This is a genomic window from Albidovulum sediminicola (genome assembly GCF_025751575.1).
GTDB classification, from domain to species: domain Bacteria; phylum Pseudomonadota; class Alphaproteobacteria; order Rhodobacterales; family Rhodobacteraceae; genus Albidovulum; species Albidovulum sediminicola.
In genome coordinates this window covers 1-17740 of sequence record NZ_JAOWLA010000025.1, presented here as the reverse complement: position 1 = coordinate 17740, position 17740 = coordinate 1, and the positions used below count along the sequence as shown (strand labels likewise).

The 17740-nt window shown below is 63.7% G+C and carries 17 protein-coding genes and 1 pseudogene; 13 read left to right on the top strand and 5 right to left on the bottom strand.

Annotated elements, in window-relative coordinates; translation table 11 throughout:
• Nucleotide 1: 1 nt before the first annotated feature.
• From OE647_RS18540 to dctP, 5 genes and pseudogenes are all read left to right on the top strand, one after another.
• On the top strand, nucleotides 2-955 hold the full coding sequence (locus OE647_RS18540) for a substrate-binding domain-containing protein (protein WP_263723253.1): 954 nt from the start codon (nucleotides 2-4) through the stop codon (nucleotides 953-955).
• A gap of 95 nt (nucleotides 956-1050) precedes the next feature.
• Nucleotides 1051-2544, top strand: coding sequence for a sugar ABC transporter ATP-binding protein (locus tag OE647_RS18535; protein ID WP_263723252.1), 1494 nt, complete (start codon nucleotides 1051-1053; stop codon nucleotides 2542-2544).
• A gap of 22 nt (nucleotides 2545-2566) precedes the next feature.
• Nucleotides 2567-3559, top strand: coding sequence for an ABC transporter permease (locus OE647_RS18530; RefSeq protein WP_263723251.1), 993 nt, complete (start codon nucleotides 2567-2569; stop codon nucleotides 3557-3559).
• Nucleotides 3560-3633: 74 nt separating this feature from the next.
• On the top strand, nucleotides 3634-4578 hold the full coding sequence (locus OE647_RS18525) for a sugar-binding transcriptional regulator (protein ID WP_263723250.1): 945 nt from the start codon (nucleotides 3634-3636) through the stop codon (nucleotides 4576-4578).
• Between the two features lie 550 nt (nucleotides 4579-5128).
• Nucleotides 5129-5452: pseudogene (gene dctP, locus OE647_RS20225) on the top strand (TRAP transporter substrate-binding protein DctP); the annotation flags it as partial.
• Here the strand turns inward: dctP and OE647_RS18520 are convergent.
• Nucleotides 5347-6144 (bottom strand): phytanoyl-CoA dioxygenase family protein, encoded by a 798-nt coding sequence (locus OE647_RS18520; RefSeq protein WP_263723249.1) that lies wholly within the window; start codon nucleotides 6142-6144, stop codon nucleotides 5347-5349. The pseudogene dctP and the gene OE647_RS18520 overlap by 106 nt on opposite strands.
• 90 nt (nucleotides 6145-6234) lie before the next feature.
• On the opposite strand from OE647_RS18520, the gene OE647_RS18515 reads away from it, so the two are divergent.
• Nucleotides 6235-7182: a LysR family transcriptional regulator gene (locus OE647_RS18515; RefSeq protein WP_263723248.1), complete on the top strand. Its 948-nt coding sequence runs from the start codon at nucleotides 6235-6237 to the stop codon at nucleotides 7180-7182.
• Here OE647_RS18515 and OE647_RS18510 read toward each other — a convergent pair.
• On the bottom strand, nucleotides 7179-8099 hold the full coding sequence (locus OE647_RS18510) for a LysR family transcriptional regulator (RefSeq protein ID WP_263723247.1): 921 nt from the start codon (nucleotides 8097-8099) through the stop codon (nucleotides 7179-7181). The genes OE647_RS18515 and OE647_RS18510 overlap by 4 nt on opposite strands.
• Before the next feature lie 112 nt (nucleotides 8100-8211).
• On the opposite strand from OE647_RS18510, the gene OE647_RS18505 reads away from it, so the two are divergent.
• From OE647_RS18505 to OE647_RS20220, 6 genes are all read left to right on the top strand, one after another.
• Nucleotides 8212-8673 (top strand): tripartite tricarboxylate transporter TctB family protein, encoded by a 462-nt coding sequence (locus tag OE647_RS18505; protein ID WP_263723246.1) that lies wholly within the window; start codon nucleotides 8212-8214, stop codon nucleotides 8671-8673.
• Between the two features lie 40 nt (nucleotides 8674-8713).
• On the top strand, nucleotides 8714-9694 hold the full coding sequence (locus tag OE647_RS18500) for a tripartite tricarboxylate transporter substrate binding protein (RefSeq protein WP_263723245.1): 981 nt from the start codon (nucleotides 8714-8716) through the stop codon (nucleotides 9692-9694).
• A 57-nt stretch (nucleotides 9695-9751) separates the two neighbouring features.
• Nucleotides 9752-11269 (top strand): tripartite tricarboxylate transporter permease, encoded by a 1518-nt coding sequence (locus OE647_RS18495; protein ID WP_263723244.1) that lies wholly within the window; start codon nucleotides 9752-9754, stop codon nucleotides 11267-11269.
• 1 nt (nucleotide 11270) lies between these two features.
• Nucleotides 11271-12149: an MBL fold metallo-hydrolase gene (locus tag OE647_RS18490; protein ID WP_263723243.1), complete on the top strand. Its 879-nt coding sequence runs from the start codon at nucleotides 11271-11273 to the stop codon at nucleotides 12147-12149.
• A gap of 77 nt (nucleotides 12150-12226) precedes the next feature.
• Nucleotides 12227-12478 carry a DDE-type integrase/transposase/recombinase gene (locus OE647_RS18485; protein ID WP_263723242.1) on the top strand — a complete coding sequence of 84 codons (252 nt, stop codon included), beginning with the start codon at nucleotides 12227-12229 and terminating at the stop codon, nucleotides 12476-12478.
• Nucleotides 12475-12780 carry a hypothetical protein gene (locus tag OE647_RS20220; protein ID WP_412174980.1) on the top strand — a complete coding sequence of 102 codons (306 nt, stop codon included), beginning with the start codon at nucleotides 12475-12477 and terminating at the stop codon, nucleotides 12778-12780. The genes OE647_RS18485 and OE647_RS20220 overlap by 4 nt, the downstream gene beginning before the upstream one ends.
• On the opposite strand, the gene OE647_RS18480 is transcribed toward OE647_RS20220, so the two are convergent.
• The 3 genes from OE647_RS18480 to OE647_RS18470 all read right to left on the bottom strand — a co-directional run bounded on the left by OE647_RS18480 (nucleotide 12690) and on the right by OE647_RS18470 (nucleotide 17336).
• Nucleotides 12690-16361: a peptidoglycan-binding protein gene (locus tag OE647_RS18480; protein ID WP_263723241.1), complete on the bottom strand. Its 3672-nt coding sequence runs from the start codon at nucleotides 16359-16361 to the stop codon at nucleotides 12690-12692. The two genes, OE647_RS20220 and OE647_RS18480, sit on opposite strands and share 91 nt — an antisense overlap.
• A 442-nt stretch (nucleotides 16362-16803) precedes the next feature.
• Nucleotides 16804-17094, bottom strand: a complete 291-nt coding sequence (locus OE647_RS18475; protein WP_263723240.1) for a CcdB family protein — start codon at nucleotides 17092-17094, stop codon at nucleotides 16804-16806.
• Complete coding sequence (locus OE647_RS18470; RefSeq protein ID WP_263723239.1) at nucleotides 17082-17336, bottom strand: type II toxin-antitoxin system CcdA family antitoxin; 255 nt, start codon at nucleotides 17334-17336, stop codon at nucleotides 17082-17084. The genes OE647_RS18475 and OE647_RS18470 overlap by 13 nt, the downstream gene beginning before the upstream one ends.
• A 128-nt stretch (nucleotides 17337-17464) precedes the next feature.
• On the opposite strand from OE647_RS18470, the gene OE647_RS18465 reads away from it, so the two are divergent.
• A complete protein-coding gene (locus tag OE647_RS18465) occupies nucleotides 17465-17617 on the top strand; it encodes a hypothetical protein (protein WP_263723238.1) in 153 nt (50 codons plus the stop codon).
• The last annotated feature ends 123 nt before the right edge of the window (nucleotides 17618-17740 follow it).

Here is a 17740-nt window from a genome sequence, read left to right as displayed (position 1 = left end):
CATGAAATCCAGGGTCAAGTTCGGGATCATCGCCGCCATGATGGCCGCGATGGCCATGCCGATGGCCGCCCAGGCGCAGGATCAGGGCGACCTGATCAAGCCGATCGACCACAAGCTGACCTTCGTCTTCGTTCCGAAGGTGATCCACCCCTGGTATGACGTCGTCGCCGCCGGCGCGGCCTTCGCGGTGGAGGAATTCAAACAGCGCGGCATCGAGATCGACGTGATCTGGGACCAGCCGCCGCAGGCCGACGTGGTCGACCAGAACCAGCGCATCGAGGCCAACATCGGCCGCCACCCGGACGGCCTGGCCGTGGCCTGCCTTGACCGCGCAACCAACGTGCAGCTGATGAACGAGGCCGTGAAGGCCGGCATCAACGTCATCAACTTCAACTCCTTCTGCGACGACGCCTTCCCGTTCATCGGCCCCAAGAGCAGCGTTCAGGACGGCTATGACCTGGGCGAGCGCCTGGCCGAGATCCTCGGCGGCAAGGGCAAGATCGCGATCCTGTCGGGCAGCCTCACCGCCTCCGACCACGTCGAGCGCATCACCGGCTTCAAGGACGCGCTCTCCAAGCACCCGGAGATGGAGATCGTCTTCGAACAGCCCGATGACGACATCCTGGAAAAGGCCGTCGAGCTGACGGAAAACGTCCTCTCGGCACATCCCGATCTTGATGGTATCTTCGGCTCCAACGCCTCGAACCCCATCGGCGCGGCGCGGGCGGTGCAGAACGCGGGCAAGGCTGGCCAGGTGCATATCGTCGGCATGGACGACCTGCCCGAAGCCGTGGACTTCGTCTGCTCCGGCGTAATCGATGCGCTCAAGGCGCAACGCCAGTGGGACATGGGCTACTGGGCCGTCACCTACATGGTCGCCATGAACGCCAACCACACCTATCCGATGTTCCACAACACCGGCTCCCGTTTCCTGACCAAGGACGACTGCAAGTAAGCGTCCCTCCCCGTCGGGCTGCGCCTGCCGCGGCCCGGCACATCAAGCCCCGGGCCGCCGTTCGGCCCGGGGCGCAACCCAGAAGGCACCTTGCGATGAACACCCCGGTTCCCGTTTTCGAAGCGCGCAATGTGACGAAGTCCTTCGGCCCGGTGACGGCCCTGAAGAATGTGTCGATCACCCTTTTCCCGGGCGAGGTCCACTCGATCATCGGTGAGAACGGGGCGGGCAAGTCGACGCTCATGAACATCATCTGCGGCCGCCTTTCGCCCACCGAGGGGCAGCTTCTGGTGGATGGCGAACCGGTCCACTTTCACCTTCCCAAGGACGCGCAGGCCCGCGGCATCGCCATCGCCCCGCAGGAGATCAGCCTGGTCCCGCATCTGAGCGTGGCCGAAAACATCATGCTGGGCGCCCATTGCGGCGCCGCCTTCCACATCGACTGGCGCAAGACCCGCGCCGAGGCCACGCGCCACCTGCATGAGGTCGATCACTCGATTGATCCCTCCGCCCGCGTGTCCGAGCTTTCCAAGGCCCAGCAGCAGCTGGTCCAGATCGCCCGCGCCGCCGCCACCGAGGCGCGCGTGCTGATCTTCGACGAGCCGACCGCCACCCTCACCTACCGCGAGGAAGAGGCGTTGATGGCCTATATCGAGAACCTTGCCCGCGAGGGACGCTCTGCCTTCTACATCTCGCACCGCCTGGACGAGGTCCGCCGCCTGTCGCACCGCATCACGGTCCTGCGCGATGGCGTCCATGTCGGAGAGATCACGCCCGAGGAGGCGAGCCGCGAGCGGATGGTGACGATGATGGCCGGCCGGCCGCCCAAGGCCGGCGCCCAGCCCCTACGCATCCTCGGGGCGAGCGACACGGTGCTGGAGGTCCAGGGCCTGACCCGCGCCCACGAATTCCAGGACGTGTCCTTCACCCTGCGCAAGGGCGAAATCCTTGGTGTTTCGGGGCTTGTCGGATCGGGCCGCACGGAAATGGCCAAATGCATCTTCGGCGCGACCCGCGCCGAGGCCGGGCTGATCACGCTCAACGGCCGGGACGTGGCCTTCCGCAGCCCGCTGGAGGCGATCCAGGCCGGGCTGATCTACCTGCCCGAGGAGCGCAAGCAGGAGGGCATCTTCCCCCTCCTCTCGATCGCGGAGAACACCGGGCTGCCGACGCTCGACCGCTTCACGGGCCTCCTGCATCTGCGCAACCGCGAGATGATGGCCGAGGTCGAGAAGCTGGCCCGGCAGATGAAGGCCAAGTTCAACTCGCTGAAGGACCCGATCACCAGCCTGTCGGGCGGCAACCAGCAGAAGTTCATCATCGCCCGCTGGCTGATGCGCGATGCCCATGTGCTCATCATGGACGAGCCGACGCGCGGCATCGACGTCAACGCCAAGTTCGAGATCCAGTCGGTCCTGCGCAAGCTGACCGAGGAACGCGGCCTGTCGATCATCGTCATCTCCTCCGAGATGGAAGAGCTGCTCGACGTCGCCGACCGGATCATGGTCATGCATGAAGGCAAGGTCAAAGGCACCGTCGAGCGCAGGGAGGCTTCCCAGGAAGGCCTGCTGCGCATGGCGATGAACTGAGCCAGAAAGAGAGAGCGATCCCATGGACACCGTGCAAAAATCCGAAATCTCGTCGCCCCTGGCTCGCAAGCAGGCCTCCCCGCTCTCGCGCTTCTGGGCGTGGGAGGGCAGCGGCGTTCTGGTCGCGCTCGTCGCGCTGATCCTCGGGCTGGCGCTGGCCACCGACAATTTCCTGTCGGCCTACAACATGTCCGTCGTCATGCGGCAGGCGGCCTTCGTCGGGCTCGTGGCGCTTGGTCAGACGCTGGTCCTGCTGGTCGGCGGCATCGACCTTTCGGTGGGCGCGGCGGCGGGGCTTTCCTCGATCATCGGGGCGCTGGCGCTGACGCAGTGGGGCATCCATCCCTACCTGATCATCCCTTTCACGATGGCCTTCGGCTTCGCGCTTGGGGCGCTGAACGGGGTCTTCGTGGCCGGGCTGAGGCTTAATCCCTTCATCGTCACCCTGGCGACATGGGAGATCTTCGCGGGCCTGACGCTGGTCATCACCAAGGGCTACCCGATCCGGCCGCTGGGCGAACAGTTCGGGATTTTCGGCAAGGGCGATATCGCGGGCGTTCCCGTGCCGGTCCTGATTTTCATCGTCACGGCCATCGTCCTGATCTGGATGCTGCGCCAGACCCGGCTGGGCCGCAACATCTTCGCTGTTGGCGGGAACCGCGACGCGGCCATCCTGGCCGGCATCCGGGTGCGCCTGGTGGAATTCGTGGCCTTCGGCCTGGCCGGTATGCTCGCCGCGCTCGCGGGGATCCTCTTCGCCAGCCGCATGGACGCGGGCCAGCCCTCGGTCGGGGAAGGCTGGCTGATGGGGGCGATCACGGCGGCGATCCTCGGCGGCACCTCGCTGCGCGGCGGGCAGGGCTCGATCGTCGGCACGGTTCTTGGCGCGCTGCTGCTGGCGGTGCTGGCGAACGGGACCGTGCTTCTGAACGTCTCGGGTTTCTGGCAGCGCGTGATCGTCGGCTGCGTCGTTCTGGTGGCGGTGCTGGTTGACCTGCTGCGCAGAAGGGATTGAAACGGCTTCGTCGCGGCACCAAAACACTCTGCGCGCCCATCGTGGCGCGCAGTCCATGGGAAGTGAGGGGCACAGTGAGCGAAGCGGACCTCAACGACGACCTGAAGACCCGGGTGGCGTGGCTTTACTACATGGAAGGCATGACCCAGGACGAGGTCGCCCAGACCGTCGGCCTGACCCGCGCGCGCGTGCTGCGTATCCTGGCCAGTGCGCGCGGCGACGGCAGCGTGCAGATCCGCGTGACCACCAAGCTTTCGGCCTGCGTCGAACTTGAGCGCCGGCTTGAGGACCTCTGGGGGCTGGAGCGCGCCATCGTCGTGCCGACCCCCGAGGACGCTTCCAAGATCAACGGGATCGTGGGCGCGGAAATGGCGCGCTATCTCAACACCTCACTGCGCCCCGACATGTCGATCGGCCTCGGCTGGGGCTCGACCCTGACCGCCGGGGTTCCCTTCATCGAACAGAAGCCCGCCAACGGCATCAAGGTGATCTCGCTTCTGGGCGGTCTGACGCGCGTGTCGCAGGTGAACCCCTCCGAATTCGCCTGGAGGGTCGCCGACCGCCTGTCCGCCGAATGCTTCCTGATGGCCGGTCCGGTCTTCGCGCCCGACGCCGCCACACGCGACGCGCTGATGGCGCACGGCGGCATCGTCGAGCTCGCCGAACGCGCCGGGTCGCTGGACATGGCGTTTCTGTCGCTCGGCGACCTCACGCCCCATTCCATCTTCGTGAAATACGGCCTCCTCACCCCGGACGAGATCGTGTCGCTCGAACGCGCGGGTGCGGTGGGCGATATCCTGTGCCGCTTCGTGAACGCGCAGGGCGAGATCGTCGATCACCCGGTGAACGAGCGTGTCTTCGCCATTCCCCCCCTCGACCTGCGCCGGGCGCGCAAGCTGGTCCTCGCCTCGGGCGGCTGGAACAAGGTCACGATCATCCGCGCGGCGATGAAGATGCTCTCTCCCTCCACGTTGATCACCGATGCGGATGTGGCGCGCCGCCTTTGTGAGGCCGACTGAGGAAGGAAGCCCGTCAAGGCGGTCTGGTCGTAGGGCTTGGTCCCGCGGGTCCTCAGGCGACCGGCGTTCCGTGGCGGGCGCCGGGCATGGCCGCAGGTTTCCGCGAAGACGCAAAGCGAGGACGGATGGCCCAGCCAAAGCCCGGGCTGAACGTCGAGATGCTGGACGAAGACCTTGCCGCTGTCGTGCTTGAACCAGGTGTCGAAGACATCGCAAAGGAACTTGCCGTAGGCTTCCGGGCTGACGCCCCAGGCGGTGACGTGGTTTTCCGGTGCCGTGTCCACCTGTGGCGCCCCGGCAAGGCCCACGCCGGGTGAACGCTCCACGATCGGGATGAATTGCATGAAGTCGATCCCGAGGCTCCGCAGGAATCCGTAGACCTCCTTTCCCTTGCCGCCGTTGGCATGGTGAACCGTGATCAGGACATTGTGCTCCACCCCATGCTTGCGCAGGCTGTCGAGCCCGCGCATCACCGCATCAAAGGTCGGACGGCCGGCGCGCGTCACCCGGTAGCGGTCATGCACCGTCCTCGGGCCGCTGGCGCAGCTTCTTCACCACCAAGACGCTGATCAAGTCCGCCGCCGACCTTCAGGGCGTGAAGATGCGCACGATCAACTCGCCGCTCCAGATCGAGTTCATCAACGCGCTTGGCGGCAACGCCACCCCGATTGGCTGGGGCGAGCTTTACACCTCGCTGCAAACCGGCGTGGTCGAGGGCACCAAGAATGCCGCGACCGACATCGTTCCGGCCAATCTGCCGTGTGGATGTCAGCGTTTCCAGATGACGGGGAACCAGTCTTCCCGCAACTTCTGTCCCGGGGTCATCTCATGGCCCGGGAACGGCGGCGAGGTGCGGCCCGGACGCTCCACATAGCGGGCATCGTCACCCAGCAGCCTCAGCGAAAAGGCGCGCCTGCGTGTCGCGGCGTTGTTTCCGCGCGCGCCGTGCAGCGTGGCGTAATTGAAGGCCACGGCGTCGCCGGGCTCCATCTCCCACTCGCGGATGTCCATGCCTTCCTCGTCTGGGTTCGGCACCGGCATGTAGGCCTCGGGATCGGGGTAGAAGTTCTCCTCCGAAAGCCAGCGCATCGGCAGCACGGGCTTTTCCCATTTGTGCGACCCGGCGACACAGCGCAGGCTGGCGTCCCGCACGGGGTCCATGGGCGACCAGAAGCTGATGGTCTGCGCGCCCTCGACGAAATAGTAGGGGCCGTCCTGATGCCACGGCGTCGGTTTCGAGGTGCCGGGCTCCTTCACCAGAACGTGGTCATGGAAGACCTGCACCGTCCCGGAGCCCATGAGGTCGGCGGCGACCTCGGCGGCGGGCGAGGTGCGGATCACCTCCTCGAACTCGGGGATGCGGGTCCAGTTGCAGTAGTCGTCGAAAAAGCGCCCGCCCTCGCCGGGTTTCAGGTTCTCGGCGGCATAGGGACCAGGCTCCGCCATGTTGCGCTCAATCCCTTGGCGGAGTGTTTCAACGTGGTCCTTGAACAGGCCCCTGATCAGGACGACGCCGTCGCGCTGATAGGTGGCGATGTCGACTTCGGTGACAAACGGATGGGTCAATTTGGCAATCCTCGCGTTCCCTGTAAGGCGCACGATGCCAAGCGCATTCGTTAGTTTCAAATAATATATCTTTAGTATATATTTAATCTCATGTTATATGTCACGCTTCGCCAGATGGAATATGTGGTCGCCGTGGCCCGCGCCGGCAGCATGGCCGCGGCCGCGGAGGCGCTCAACATCTCCCAGCCGGCGCTGTCGGTTGCGCTGAGCGTCGTCGAGGCGCGGCTGGAACAGAAGCTTTTCCTGCGCAGAAGGGGCACGGCCCTTCGCCTGACGCCGTTTGCGATCCGCTACGTGGCCGAGGTGGAGGCGCTGCTGATGACCGCGCGCCGCCTTGAAGACCCTTCCAAGACCGAGGGCCTCGCGAACGGCACGCTTTCGATAGGATGCTTTACCGATCTTGCTCCCTTTTTCCTGGTGCCATTGGTCAAGCACCTTCGGGATGAGCTGCCAGGCATCGATGTGCGCTGGCGGGTGGGAAGCTTCAACGATCTGGCGCAAGACATGGCCGATGGCCGGATCGACCTTGCCGTCACCTTTGATCTGGGACTGCATTCGAAATTCGAAAAGACGCCATTGCTGAACATTGCGCCCTACGCCTTCGTCTCGAAAGAGCACCGCTTCTCGGGAAAAGCCAGCGTATCTCTGACGGACCTGGCCAGGGAACCTCTGATCGTTTTCGATGACGGCTTGTCCCTGCGGCATTGGACGCAGCTTTTTCGCCAGCATGACCTTTCACCGGTTTTCGCACACCGTGTGAACCTGCTTGAGGTCATGCGCTCTCTTGCCGCGAATGGTGAAGGGATCGGCATCAGCTACTCGGTTCCGCCGAGCGCGACCTCATACGATGGGACACCACTCAGCGCCATCCGGATCGCCGAGGCCACCGCGCGCGAGCCCGTCATTCTGGCCAGAAGCACGAACCTCGGTGCGCGGCCGGTGGTCGAGGCCGGGCGCGAGGTGATCACCAGGACGATGTCGCAAGCCTTGGCAGTCGACGGAAGTCGCGCGGGGGAGGCGCGCATGGCCAAGCGCTAATCCGATACCTGGTCGAACCCCCAACGCGCCCGTTCATTCACGATCAGATCGGCGATCGCACGGGTCGCCTCGTTCATCTTGCGCGCCGTTGGCCAGAGGACGTCATAGTGCCGGCACAGATCCGGTTCGATGATGCGGCGGGCAAAGACCTTGCCCAGCATCTGTTTCTCGACGAACGACATATGCGGAAGGATCGAGAATGCGAGACCACCGAAGACGACATGGCGGTTCACCGCGCCGAGGACGCTTTCGTAGACCACGTTCAGGGAATATCCCCTTTCCCGCGCGAGTTCTTCGAGTTCGACCTGAAGGGAATGGGGCTTCTGGATCATGCTGAGGGGATAGGTCACCGCCTCGGCGAAGGGGATCGGGTCGGATGAGGCCGGGATGCCAAACCTGTTTTCGACCGCGCCGACCAGATAAAGATCCTGCCGCATGAAGTTCCGCGACCTGATGCTGGCGCTTTTGGTGCCTGCGGCGCCAATCGCAAGATCGACACGCACATTCTCGACCAGTTCGGTGCAATAGAGCGTCGTTCCTTCGATGATCCGCAGCGATACCCCGGGGTGAAGTTCGCTCAGGCGCCGCAGCAACGCCGGTGCGAGGATCGCCGAGATCATGCGCGGAATGGCGATCGCGACCTCGCCCCGGAGCTCGCTGCCGGTCGAGATCACGTCGAGCCGCGCGCGCTCCAGGCTTTCGAGAAGATGACGGGCGTGCCCGAGCAGCACACCGCCGGCCGCGGTCAGCGTCACGCCGCTTGGCGTACGGTCGAAAAGCGTGGTGCCAACTGCGTGTTCGAGATTCTTGATCTGTTGGGTCAGCGCAGGCTGCGCGACATGCACGACGCGTGAGGCGCGCGAAAGGCTGCCCTCCTCCGCGGCGGCGACAAAGTACCTTAGCTGATTGATTTGCATTCCATGCGCCATGATGTGACGAGGGTATCAGATAATCTTATCGAGGCAAAATCGAAATCCTAATTCCCAATAGCCTGCAAGCGCTCTAGGGTCGCCCTGTCCGGAGGGGATCGTGTCCAAGCAGCAAATCAATCTTGTCTCTGGCATCGGCGCGCTTTTCGCGGCCGGGTTGATCTTCTGGCTGACGAAGGCGATGCCGGATGCCTCGGCGGGGTTCCCGCGGCTGATCGCGATCGGTTTCGCGATTTGCGGGGCGATCCTGTCCGTCCGGGCGCTGAGATCGGGTGAACTTGCCGTCTCATCGGGATCATCGGCCGGTGACGAACACCGCCCCGGCACGACGATTGTCCTGCTGCTGCTCTGGCTGACGCTGCTTTATGCGGCAAGCTGGGCCGGTTTCGTCCTGCCGGGCGCAATCTTTCTGGCACTGGCGTCCTGGCTGTTGCTGGGCCGGCCGACGGATCGCAGGGAACTGGGCCGCATCGCCGCCTATGCCGCAGGGATGACCCTGGGCCTGTGGATCGTGTTCGTGAAACTGCTTCATGTCGATGTCCCCGGGGTCCTCGGGTTCTGAATCGCGCCCCGACACCGGGGCGCAACAAAGGGAGGAAAAGATGATCGAGATCGGAAGCCTGGCAAGAAACCTTGCGACGGCGGGCGCCATCGCGGCGGCCGGCCTCTGCGCCGGTGCGGCTCCGGCGCTGGCCGACTATCCCGAAAAGCCGATCAAGCTGTTGATCGGCTTCGATCCCGGCGGCGGGGCCGACACGCTGGCGCGGACCATCGGCAAGTACGCAACGCAATATCTCGGCGCAGACTTCGACTATGCCTACAAGCCGGGCGCGAGCGGCACGATCGCGATCAACGAGATGCTGAAGAACAACGACCCCGACGGCTACGCGCTCGCGGTCGCCATCCTACCGCACCAGATCATTCCGACCCAGATGGGCGACATCGGATACGGCGTGTCCGACGTCAACTGGCTGGTGCAGATCGCGCAGATCCCGAACGGCGTCTACGTGGCCGCCGACAGCCCGTACCAGACCCTGCAAGATCTGATCGACGATGCGAAGGCGAACCCCGGCAAGATCATCGACGCCCTGCCCGGCGTCCAAAGCCCGAACTACCTTCTGCATCGGGCCTTCGAAGACGCGGCGGGCATTGATCTGGCCGAGGTGCACTACAGCAGCGGCTCGGAAATGTACAAGGCGCTCCTCGGCGGCGAGACCAAGGTCATGATCACCAATACCGGCTTCGCCGTCCAGCAACCGGACGAAACCCGGTTCCTCGCCGTTGCGAGCGAGGAGCGTTATCCGCTGACCCCCGACACGCCGACGTTCCGCGAAGGCGGCCTGGATCTGGTCTCGACCTCGATCCGCGGCATCGCCGCCCCCGCCGGCATGCCGGATGAGGTCGTCGCCCATCTCGCCGCCGGGTTCGAGAAGCTGGTGGCGGACCCCGGTTTTGTCGAGGATATCGCCAAGGCCGGGCTTGTCGTTGAGTTCATGGGTCCGGAAAAGACCAATGCGGCGGTGAACGGCTTCATCGCCTCCAACAAGGCCGTCTTCGAGGAACTGAAGGCTGCCGGAAACTGATCCCTCTCTCATGGCGGTTCCCGGTGTCTTGCCGGGGCCGCCGCATTCGGGGCGACCATGACCGATGAGATCCTTTCAGCGGCCCTCCAGCTGGCCGACCTGAAGCTCCTGCTGCTCATGCTTCTCGGCGCCGCCGTGGGCATGATCGGCGGGGGACTGCCCGGCATCAGCGCCTCGATCACCATCGCGCTTCTGCTGCCTTTCGCGTTCACGCTCGAACCCCTGCAGGGCCTTGTCGTGCTTGGCGCGATCTACATGGCGGCAGAGTATGGCGGCTCGATCTCGGCCATCCTCATCAACACGCCCGGCACCGCCGCCGCCGTCTGTACGGCAATTGACGGCTACCCGATGGCAAAGCAGGGCCGCGCCAAGGAGGCGCTCGACACCGCCGTGATCTCGTCCTGTATCGGCGGCGTGATCGGCGCGATCATCCTGATCTTCTTCACCCCGCCGCTGGCCCGGTTTGCGCTCAAGTTCGGATCGCCCGAGATGTTCTGGCTGGCGATCGCGGGCCTGGCGATGGTCTGCAATCTGACCGCGAAGAACTTCACCAAGGGGGTTGTCGCCACGCTGATCGGGCTTTCGATCTCGGCGGTCGGGCTGGACGAGCAGACGGGCCACCAGCGATTTACCTTCGACATCCCGCATTTCTATTCCGGCATTGCGCTGGTGCCCTGTGTCATCGGTTTCTTCGCGGTACCCGAGATGTTCGCCGCGATCTCCAAACCTGGCCGGACCGGCAACACCGCGCCATCGCGCCCGGCATCTTTCGCCTCCACGGCGGGGTTCATCCTTCGCCGCCCCCTGCTGGTTCTTCAATCCAGTGTGATCGGCACGCTTGTCGGCATCCTGCCCGGCGCGGGCGCCTCGATCGCAAGCTTCATCGCCTATTCCGAGGCGAAACGCTTCGCCAAGGCACCGGACAAGCTGGGGACGGGCAACCCCGAAGGCATCATCGCGTCGGAATGCGCCAACAATTCCATGGTGGGCGGCTCGCTCGTGCCGCTTCTCGCCTTCGGCATTCCGGGCTCGGCCAGCGCCGCGATCCTCTTCGGCGCGCTGACGCTGAACGGGCTGGTTCCGGGCCCCCGGCTCTTTCAGGAACATGCCGGTCTCGTCTACAGTTTCATGTTCTCGTTCTTCCCGATCTGCCTCTTCATGTTGATCGTCGGCGGCCTTTTCGCGCCGGGGCTGGCGCTGATCCTGCGCACGCGCAAGGCCTTCATCGTCCCGACGGTGCTGTTTCTGGTGCTGATTGGCACCTATGCCAACCACAACAGCATGATCGACGTCGCCGTCGCGGCCGCCTGCGGGGTCCTTGGCATCCTGCTGGCCCGGGGCGGGTTCCCGCTGCCGCCGATTGTGCTTGGCATCATTCTCGGGCCGATGGCCGAGGAAGGGTTCCGCCGTTCGCTCCAGCTCGGCCAGATCGAAGGATCCGTCTGGATGATGTTCTTCGGGCGCCCCATCAGCGCCGTCCTCATTCTGATCACATGCGCCATGGTGTTCTCGGCCTTCTGGCGCGAGGCCAGGAACAAGAAACAGGCCGCTTCTCACGACGAGGTGGAAGAGTAGCATGAAACTGACAGTCCTTGGTTCCGGGTCGCCCAAAGCCTCGGCAGAGCGCGCCTCGTCGGGCTACCTGATCGAAACGGGCCGCGAGAAGATCATGATGGAATGCGGGCCCGGAAGCGTTCAGCGGCTTGTCGAGGCGGGTCACGACGTGACTGAAATCGACAAGGTCTTCATCTCGCATCTGCATTTCGACCACTGGCTTGACCTGATGCGGCTGGCGCTTTGCAGGTGGGATCACGCGGGGCCCGATCAGCCGCCGCTGCAGGTCTGGGGCGCGCCCGGCATCGCCGATATCGTGGCCAAGGCGTTTGGACCCGACGGGCTGCTCAGGCTTGACCTCACGGCGCGGACCAACCACCCCCAAAGCCTTGCGATCTATCACGGGCGCGGCGGTACCGGGCCCCGTCCCTGGCCAAGGATCGAAGTCGTCGAGATCGACGGCGACACCGTGGTCGAAGGCGAAGGCTGGCGCGTCGGCTTCGCCGAGGTGCCGCATCACCAGCCCTACCTGATAAGCTACGCGATGCGCTGGGAATTCGCCGAGGGCATCTTTGCCTATTCGAGCGACATCACCCGCGACCCCGCGCTTGGCCCCCCCGAAGGGCTGCGTCGGATCGCGAAGGACGCGAAGCTTCTCGTGCAATACGTCAACGTCTTTGGTGCAAAGCTGATGGATCGCGCCACGGCGACCGGCACAAGGGGCTTTCACCAGATGATCGGCGAGATGGCCCGCGACGCGAATGTCGAAACGATGATCACCACCCATCAAAGTCCGCATCTCAACATCGACGGCGTCCGCGAGCGCATCACCCAGGAGATCTGCAACATCTTCCCGGGCCGCCTGATCTGGGGCCGGGATCTGCTGGAAATCGGCTTCTGAGCGCAAGACCAAGATCGCCGGGGAAACCGCGCCGAGCCGGTTTTGTCGCAAACTTCGATGTTGAACGATCGGAGGTCATGGACTGCCACACGCGGGAACTGCTGGGATGGCACCTCTCCCGCAGCGGCAAGGCGTCCACGGCAGTCTCGGCGCTGGAGCATGCGCTGATCGCAAGGTTAGGCCCTTTGGGGAACGTCGATCAGCCGTTCCTTCCTCGACGCGACAATGGCCTGGTCTTCACGTCCCGGGCCTACACGGCGATGATCCGTCGCTACGGCCTGAAACAGGAGTTCATCACACCGCGCTGCCCGCGAGCCAGAACGGGATGATGGAACGCCTGATCCGATCGCTGAAAGAGCAATGCCCCCATCGACACCGCTTCGAGAGCCTGGCCCACGCCGGCCGCGTGATCGGCGACGGGATCCAGTTCTACACTCACAGACGCCCAGGCTCTTGCCATGCCGACACCAGCCGAGGCATTCAGATTAGCAGCTCAACCAGAGCAGATTCCGCTGGGTCGATGCATCTGTTCGCCCCAGCCTACAATTTGATCTCCGGCATCGCCTCATCGGCGATCGTATTGTCGCTGATGAGGGCCGCCTTGGCCCGCGCCTCGATCTCCGCGAGATAACCTCTGTTCGTGACAAGCACACGAAGGGCGGAAACCAGGCCATTCGAGTCCGGCTCCATCACCGCGAGTACGAGGTCCTCACCGCATTCGGCATAGGACGTGTCGAAGTAACTGATCGGCCAAAGGGGATTGGAGCCGGGTAAAGCGGCTTGCGTATTGTCCGGGCCAACAACCGGATAGGTCTTGTCTGCGAAGCCCGGATAGTTGGTGCGATTGAGCGACTGCGCCTCATGATCAAGCTGCATGGCGGCACTCGAAAGCAACTGACTGCATTTGAACGCATTCGACTGCGCCATCTGTCTGTCTGTCTCGATCTGGATGAGCTCACCGGTGGTCAGTTCGCCATCAGGCGCGGCTTCAGGCACCGGCACGGCACGAAACCAGTCGAAGGCGACGCCTTGCTGCAGAGCGAAGTCGCCGTATTTCTTTACCAGCAGGGCCTTCACCGCGTCCGGGGAGGGGCGCGCGCCCTCCGCAAAGCTGAGTGTCCGCGCGATGCCGGTTACGGGGTCCTCGGGCAGCAGTGGCTCGTGGAAGATCGTCAGGCTGTCGGTCCCGCCGTTACGCACAAGGATGATCGACTCGGCAAGCGGCATCGTCGGCGTGACGATGTTCGGCAGGTTCTGCTGGTCTTTCCAGACGTCCCTGCGACCATAGAGGACGGTTTCGGGGCGGAAGGATTCCTCGATCCCTGGCAAGACTGCGCCAAACTCCTGCCGGATGCGGATATCGAGAAGGTCGTACCCCCCTGGGGCCGCCGCGGCTTGCGCATCCGGTCTGCCCGCGGCCGCCGCGTTGCCGGCGGGTGCTAGGTCGATCCGAGCGAGGACGTTGGCCGCGACTTCCACCTGCGGATCGCTTCCGGCCTGCAGCACGACGATCTCGGCCACGCGCGCGGACATGGGCAAGCTGGCCACGCCGCTCTTTCCGTTGGGCGGTTCGGCGACGATCAGGGCGCGATAGATCGCGTCGGCGCCGCCGGCCGCTTGTTGCAGTCGTCGCGCCTCATCTTCCGCCATCGCGAAGCGAATGCCATTATCGCCGACGTTGGTCAGGCGGAAGAGCTGCTCGCGCTGGATCCCCCCCTCATTCCGCGACAGCATCGCCGAATAGGCCAGGTTCAGATAGTCGAAGCCGAAAGTCTGTGTCGCGAAATCATACTCGGCATATCGGCCATTCCCCGTCATCCAGAATCCGCCAAGGTCAATCGCTTTCGCCGTCGAGGCGAGCATCTCGATCTCGTCTTGTCGCGCGAAGGAATCCTGTGATGACGGGGGATAGAGCGATCCGATAAGTTCGACCCGATCGTCACCTGTCGCTTCTGCGACAGCGGCGATGATGTCGCGCGGACGCGCCAGGGCGAAGCGCTCGAAATCAACCGGCCCGTTCCCTTCGAACCGGAATTCGGAGACCGGGACCGCAGGCGCGCCATAGGGCAGATCCTGCTGATAATATGCCCCGGAAACGGGCTCCGCGAAGATCAGGATCGCTGGTTTGTTCCCCTGCTCCTCAAGTCTCCAGGCTTGTTTCATCCGGAAATTCACCCAGAGGCTGAACTTGCCGCCAGCATCCGGGGCCGGGCGTTTGTAGCTCTCAAGCACGTCCGGCAGAGCGACATAGACCTGCGAGATCGGGCTGCCGCCAAGTCCTGCAAGATTGATCCTGGCGGCGAAAACAGAAGATTGGGGCCGTCCAAGCGACTGCGCGATACGACGCGATGAGCGCGTGTCGAAGCCATCGTTCAGCCCGATCGTCGGATCCGGCGAAGTGACGCGCTCCCATCCGCCGCTTTCGATTGCGGGGCTCGTACCGAAGGTCAGGATGCCGCTACCCGCGAAGAGATCCGTGGAGTAGCTGCCTGCCGGCTGCGCCAGATCCAGCAACGCCTGATGTTCATCTGTGTTGTCGAAATACCAGACCCGGTCCATGTCAGCGAGCTTGCTCGCTCGCTTTTCTTCTTCCGTCAGGGGCTTGGGCTTGAGCTGGTCGGAGGGGAACTCATAGATCGCCCGTTCCGGCTGGCTTTCGTAATACAGCTTGTAGGGCCCCGTGCGGCGGATCGAGTAGAGGGAAACCGCCTCACCTTCCGGGGCGCTGTCGTTGGCCTTCGTGCGTCCCGAATGCGCATCGAGCTCTGCATCGAACCCAATGACCATACGGTGTCGGGCCATCACATTGACGAAATCCTCGGCTTGCTCCGGCGCGAGCAAGATCCTCGCGGGGTAGGCTTCCGTTTCAATCTTGGGCTGGAAGCGCCCGCGGTTGATGGTTCCGAGCGCGGCCCGGGGTAGGCGGCCCGACATGGCCTCGTTGCCCGTTGCGCAGGTCTTCTTGAAATTGGCCATCTCGAACGACTGCGTTTCGAAATCGTAAAGCGGCGAACCGGTTTCGGGGTTCGGCTTCAGTTCCAGCAGGCAATAAAAGCGGACGGGGACCGGGGTTTGTGGCCGCATTCCCGGAAGAGCCCCCGCCAGTCGCTGCCGGAGCAAGGTTTCGAAACGCTGACGTTCGAAATCGTTCTCCAACAGCTGCAGCGATATGAACTCCGATGTCGATATCCCGGAGGGCTTTCGCGGGGTGGAAAGAAATGTATCGACGCGCGTTGAAAGCGCACCGTTCTGAGCCTGCGCGGCAATGGCACGCAATTCGTCGGTGCCGAGAAGATCGCCGGCCCAGAGCGGCAGGTTTCCGCCCGAGAACCGCGGGTCATCCGGGATCATGCCGACCAGTTCGAAGAGCTTCCACACCTCCTTCTCCTGGCCGGTGTAGTAGTTGAAGATCACCGGGCGCCCGTCGACCGTCTGGATCTCGGCCGCCAGTTTCGGGGTGCTGGCAGCAGATGCGCTGCCCGACGTCGCCGGGGATGAAGCCTGGGGCGCCATGCTCGTGCCATCGGCCACGGTCGTTCCGCCGCCGAGTTGCGCGATCCTGTTGGTCATCATTCTGGACAGGCAGTTGACATCTCGGCCACAGCGATCCCGTTGGGCAAGCCATGCCCGTTGCTCGGCCGCGAGTGCAGGAGCACGGATCGCTGAAGCGGAATTTCTTTGCGCCGAGTAGGTATCGGAAAGGACCCGATCCAGCTGCGCAAGCTCCGGTGTCCGACAGATCGCCATCTCGACTTCAGTGGTGGCTCGGCCGCAATCGAAGCTTGGCGTAATCGCCTGGCCGCCCGGCGTCGGTGTTGCAGTTCCGAGGTTCGCGGTGGCTGAGGATCCGGAGACGCTCCGCAACCTGGAGATCAGTGCCGGGCTGGGCTGACCGGTTGGTGGAAGTCCCTGTGCGGTCTCGAACTGACGTATCGCGTTTGAAGTCCGGCTGCCCATTACGCCATCCGCCGGGCCCGGATCATAACCGAGGCGCGCCAGCAGAGTTTGCGCTTCGTAGACCTGGCTTGCATCGTAGGCGGGCACTTGCGAGGGCGACGGGATCTGTTGTGGAGGGCTCGTCTGTGGTTTCTGGAGCCCATTCACGATCTGATTGCCGAGATTGAAGATATCACCGGGATCAAGGTTCTGACCAAGTGCCGGAAGCGGCGTGATCGCAATCATGCTGGCAAGAACAACAGGTCGAATGGCCATTGTGACCCCCCAATTACTGGACGCTGAACGAAGCGGATTCCGCATTCGCGAGGCTTGGATCGTTCAACGATGAATTCTGTTCCAATGAGGGAGGAGCGTAACACGCCCTATCAGATTGAATCAAATAACGATAAACCGGCCTTTGTTCGTCTGTGGCGGGCGGGGCCGGGATTTCGTCAGGATCCACTGGCTCGTGAGCCTTGTCGGATGCGCATTGAATTTGGCGGGCCCAGATGCAGCCTTGGGGCTGCGGAAACCTTCATGAAGAATGCCCCGAGTCCTTCGGCGCTTCGCGTTTCCGCATCTTACAAGACAGTGAAATCGCCGAGCTTCGTCATCGACGAAGGATGAGCGGCATCCGCTGATCACTGGGCGCGCGGTCGTCGCTCCACGACACTCTTCCAGGGGAGGTCGTGCCCGCAAATCGCATTGGCCTTCTGGACTATACGCCTGTCATCAGGATATCTACCGCCCGCGTGATCAGATCTCCCTGATCAGCGACGCTCCCGGTTCGGTGCAAACGCGATCGCCGCACAGCCGCGATCAGTCGCGTGGCAAGGACCAGGCGTCTGCCGTCATGCCGCAGTTCTGGGTTCAAATGCCGCACTGCAGGGTAGCCAGACAGCAGTGGGATAACGACTACGGAAGCGTCCGGCGGCAGAAGGTCGCTTTCGATGACGACCATGGAAACGCCATTGTGCTCCGCGACGTCATAGCGGGTCAGGTGTTCCATGAAGACGCTCCCGGCGCCGCGATGATGTCGGCCAGCGGATGCCCATGACGTTCGTGCCAGTCCGATTGGGCCGCGAAGGCGTCCGCGTTCTCTTCTAGCCATTTCTTGCGTCGGGCATCTGAGACCGCCCTAATCAGCGCCGTCTCTGCCACTGCGGAAACGTTGATCCCCAGGTCTTTCGCGCGGTCAAGCGCCTCGGCATCAAGTGTCAGGGATGTCTTGCGCTTGGTCGCCGCTACCATCAGTTCGCACTCCAATTGTATACCGAAAATATGTACCGCATCCCCGCAAGGCGCAAGAGGCGTTGCGGAGGAGTGCTGAGCCGACGGCCGAGGAAGGCGATGTCTGGCTCGACATGTCTACGGAGAAAATGCGTGAGCCCGGAACCCAGGAATCGGCTTTCTTTGCCGAGTTGCGGTGGTATTGGCGCCTGCGGAACGGGGGCGTGATGCCGCCGATGTTCATCGATTTTGAGGCTTCGGCCCTTTCCGGCTGGCCGGTCGAGGTCGGGCTGTCCTGGTGACCTGCCACTGGTCTTTCATCCAGCCACGACCGGAGCCCGGTGGTTATTTACGCCTATTGGCGCGGGTTGAGCAATCGCCCGTCGCGCGGAGCTTTCATCTCGCGCAGCGGGACGGGCGATTGC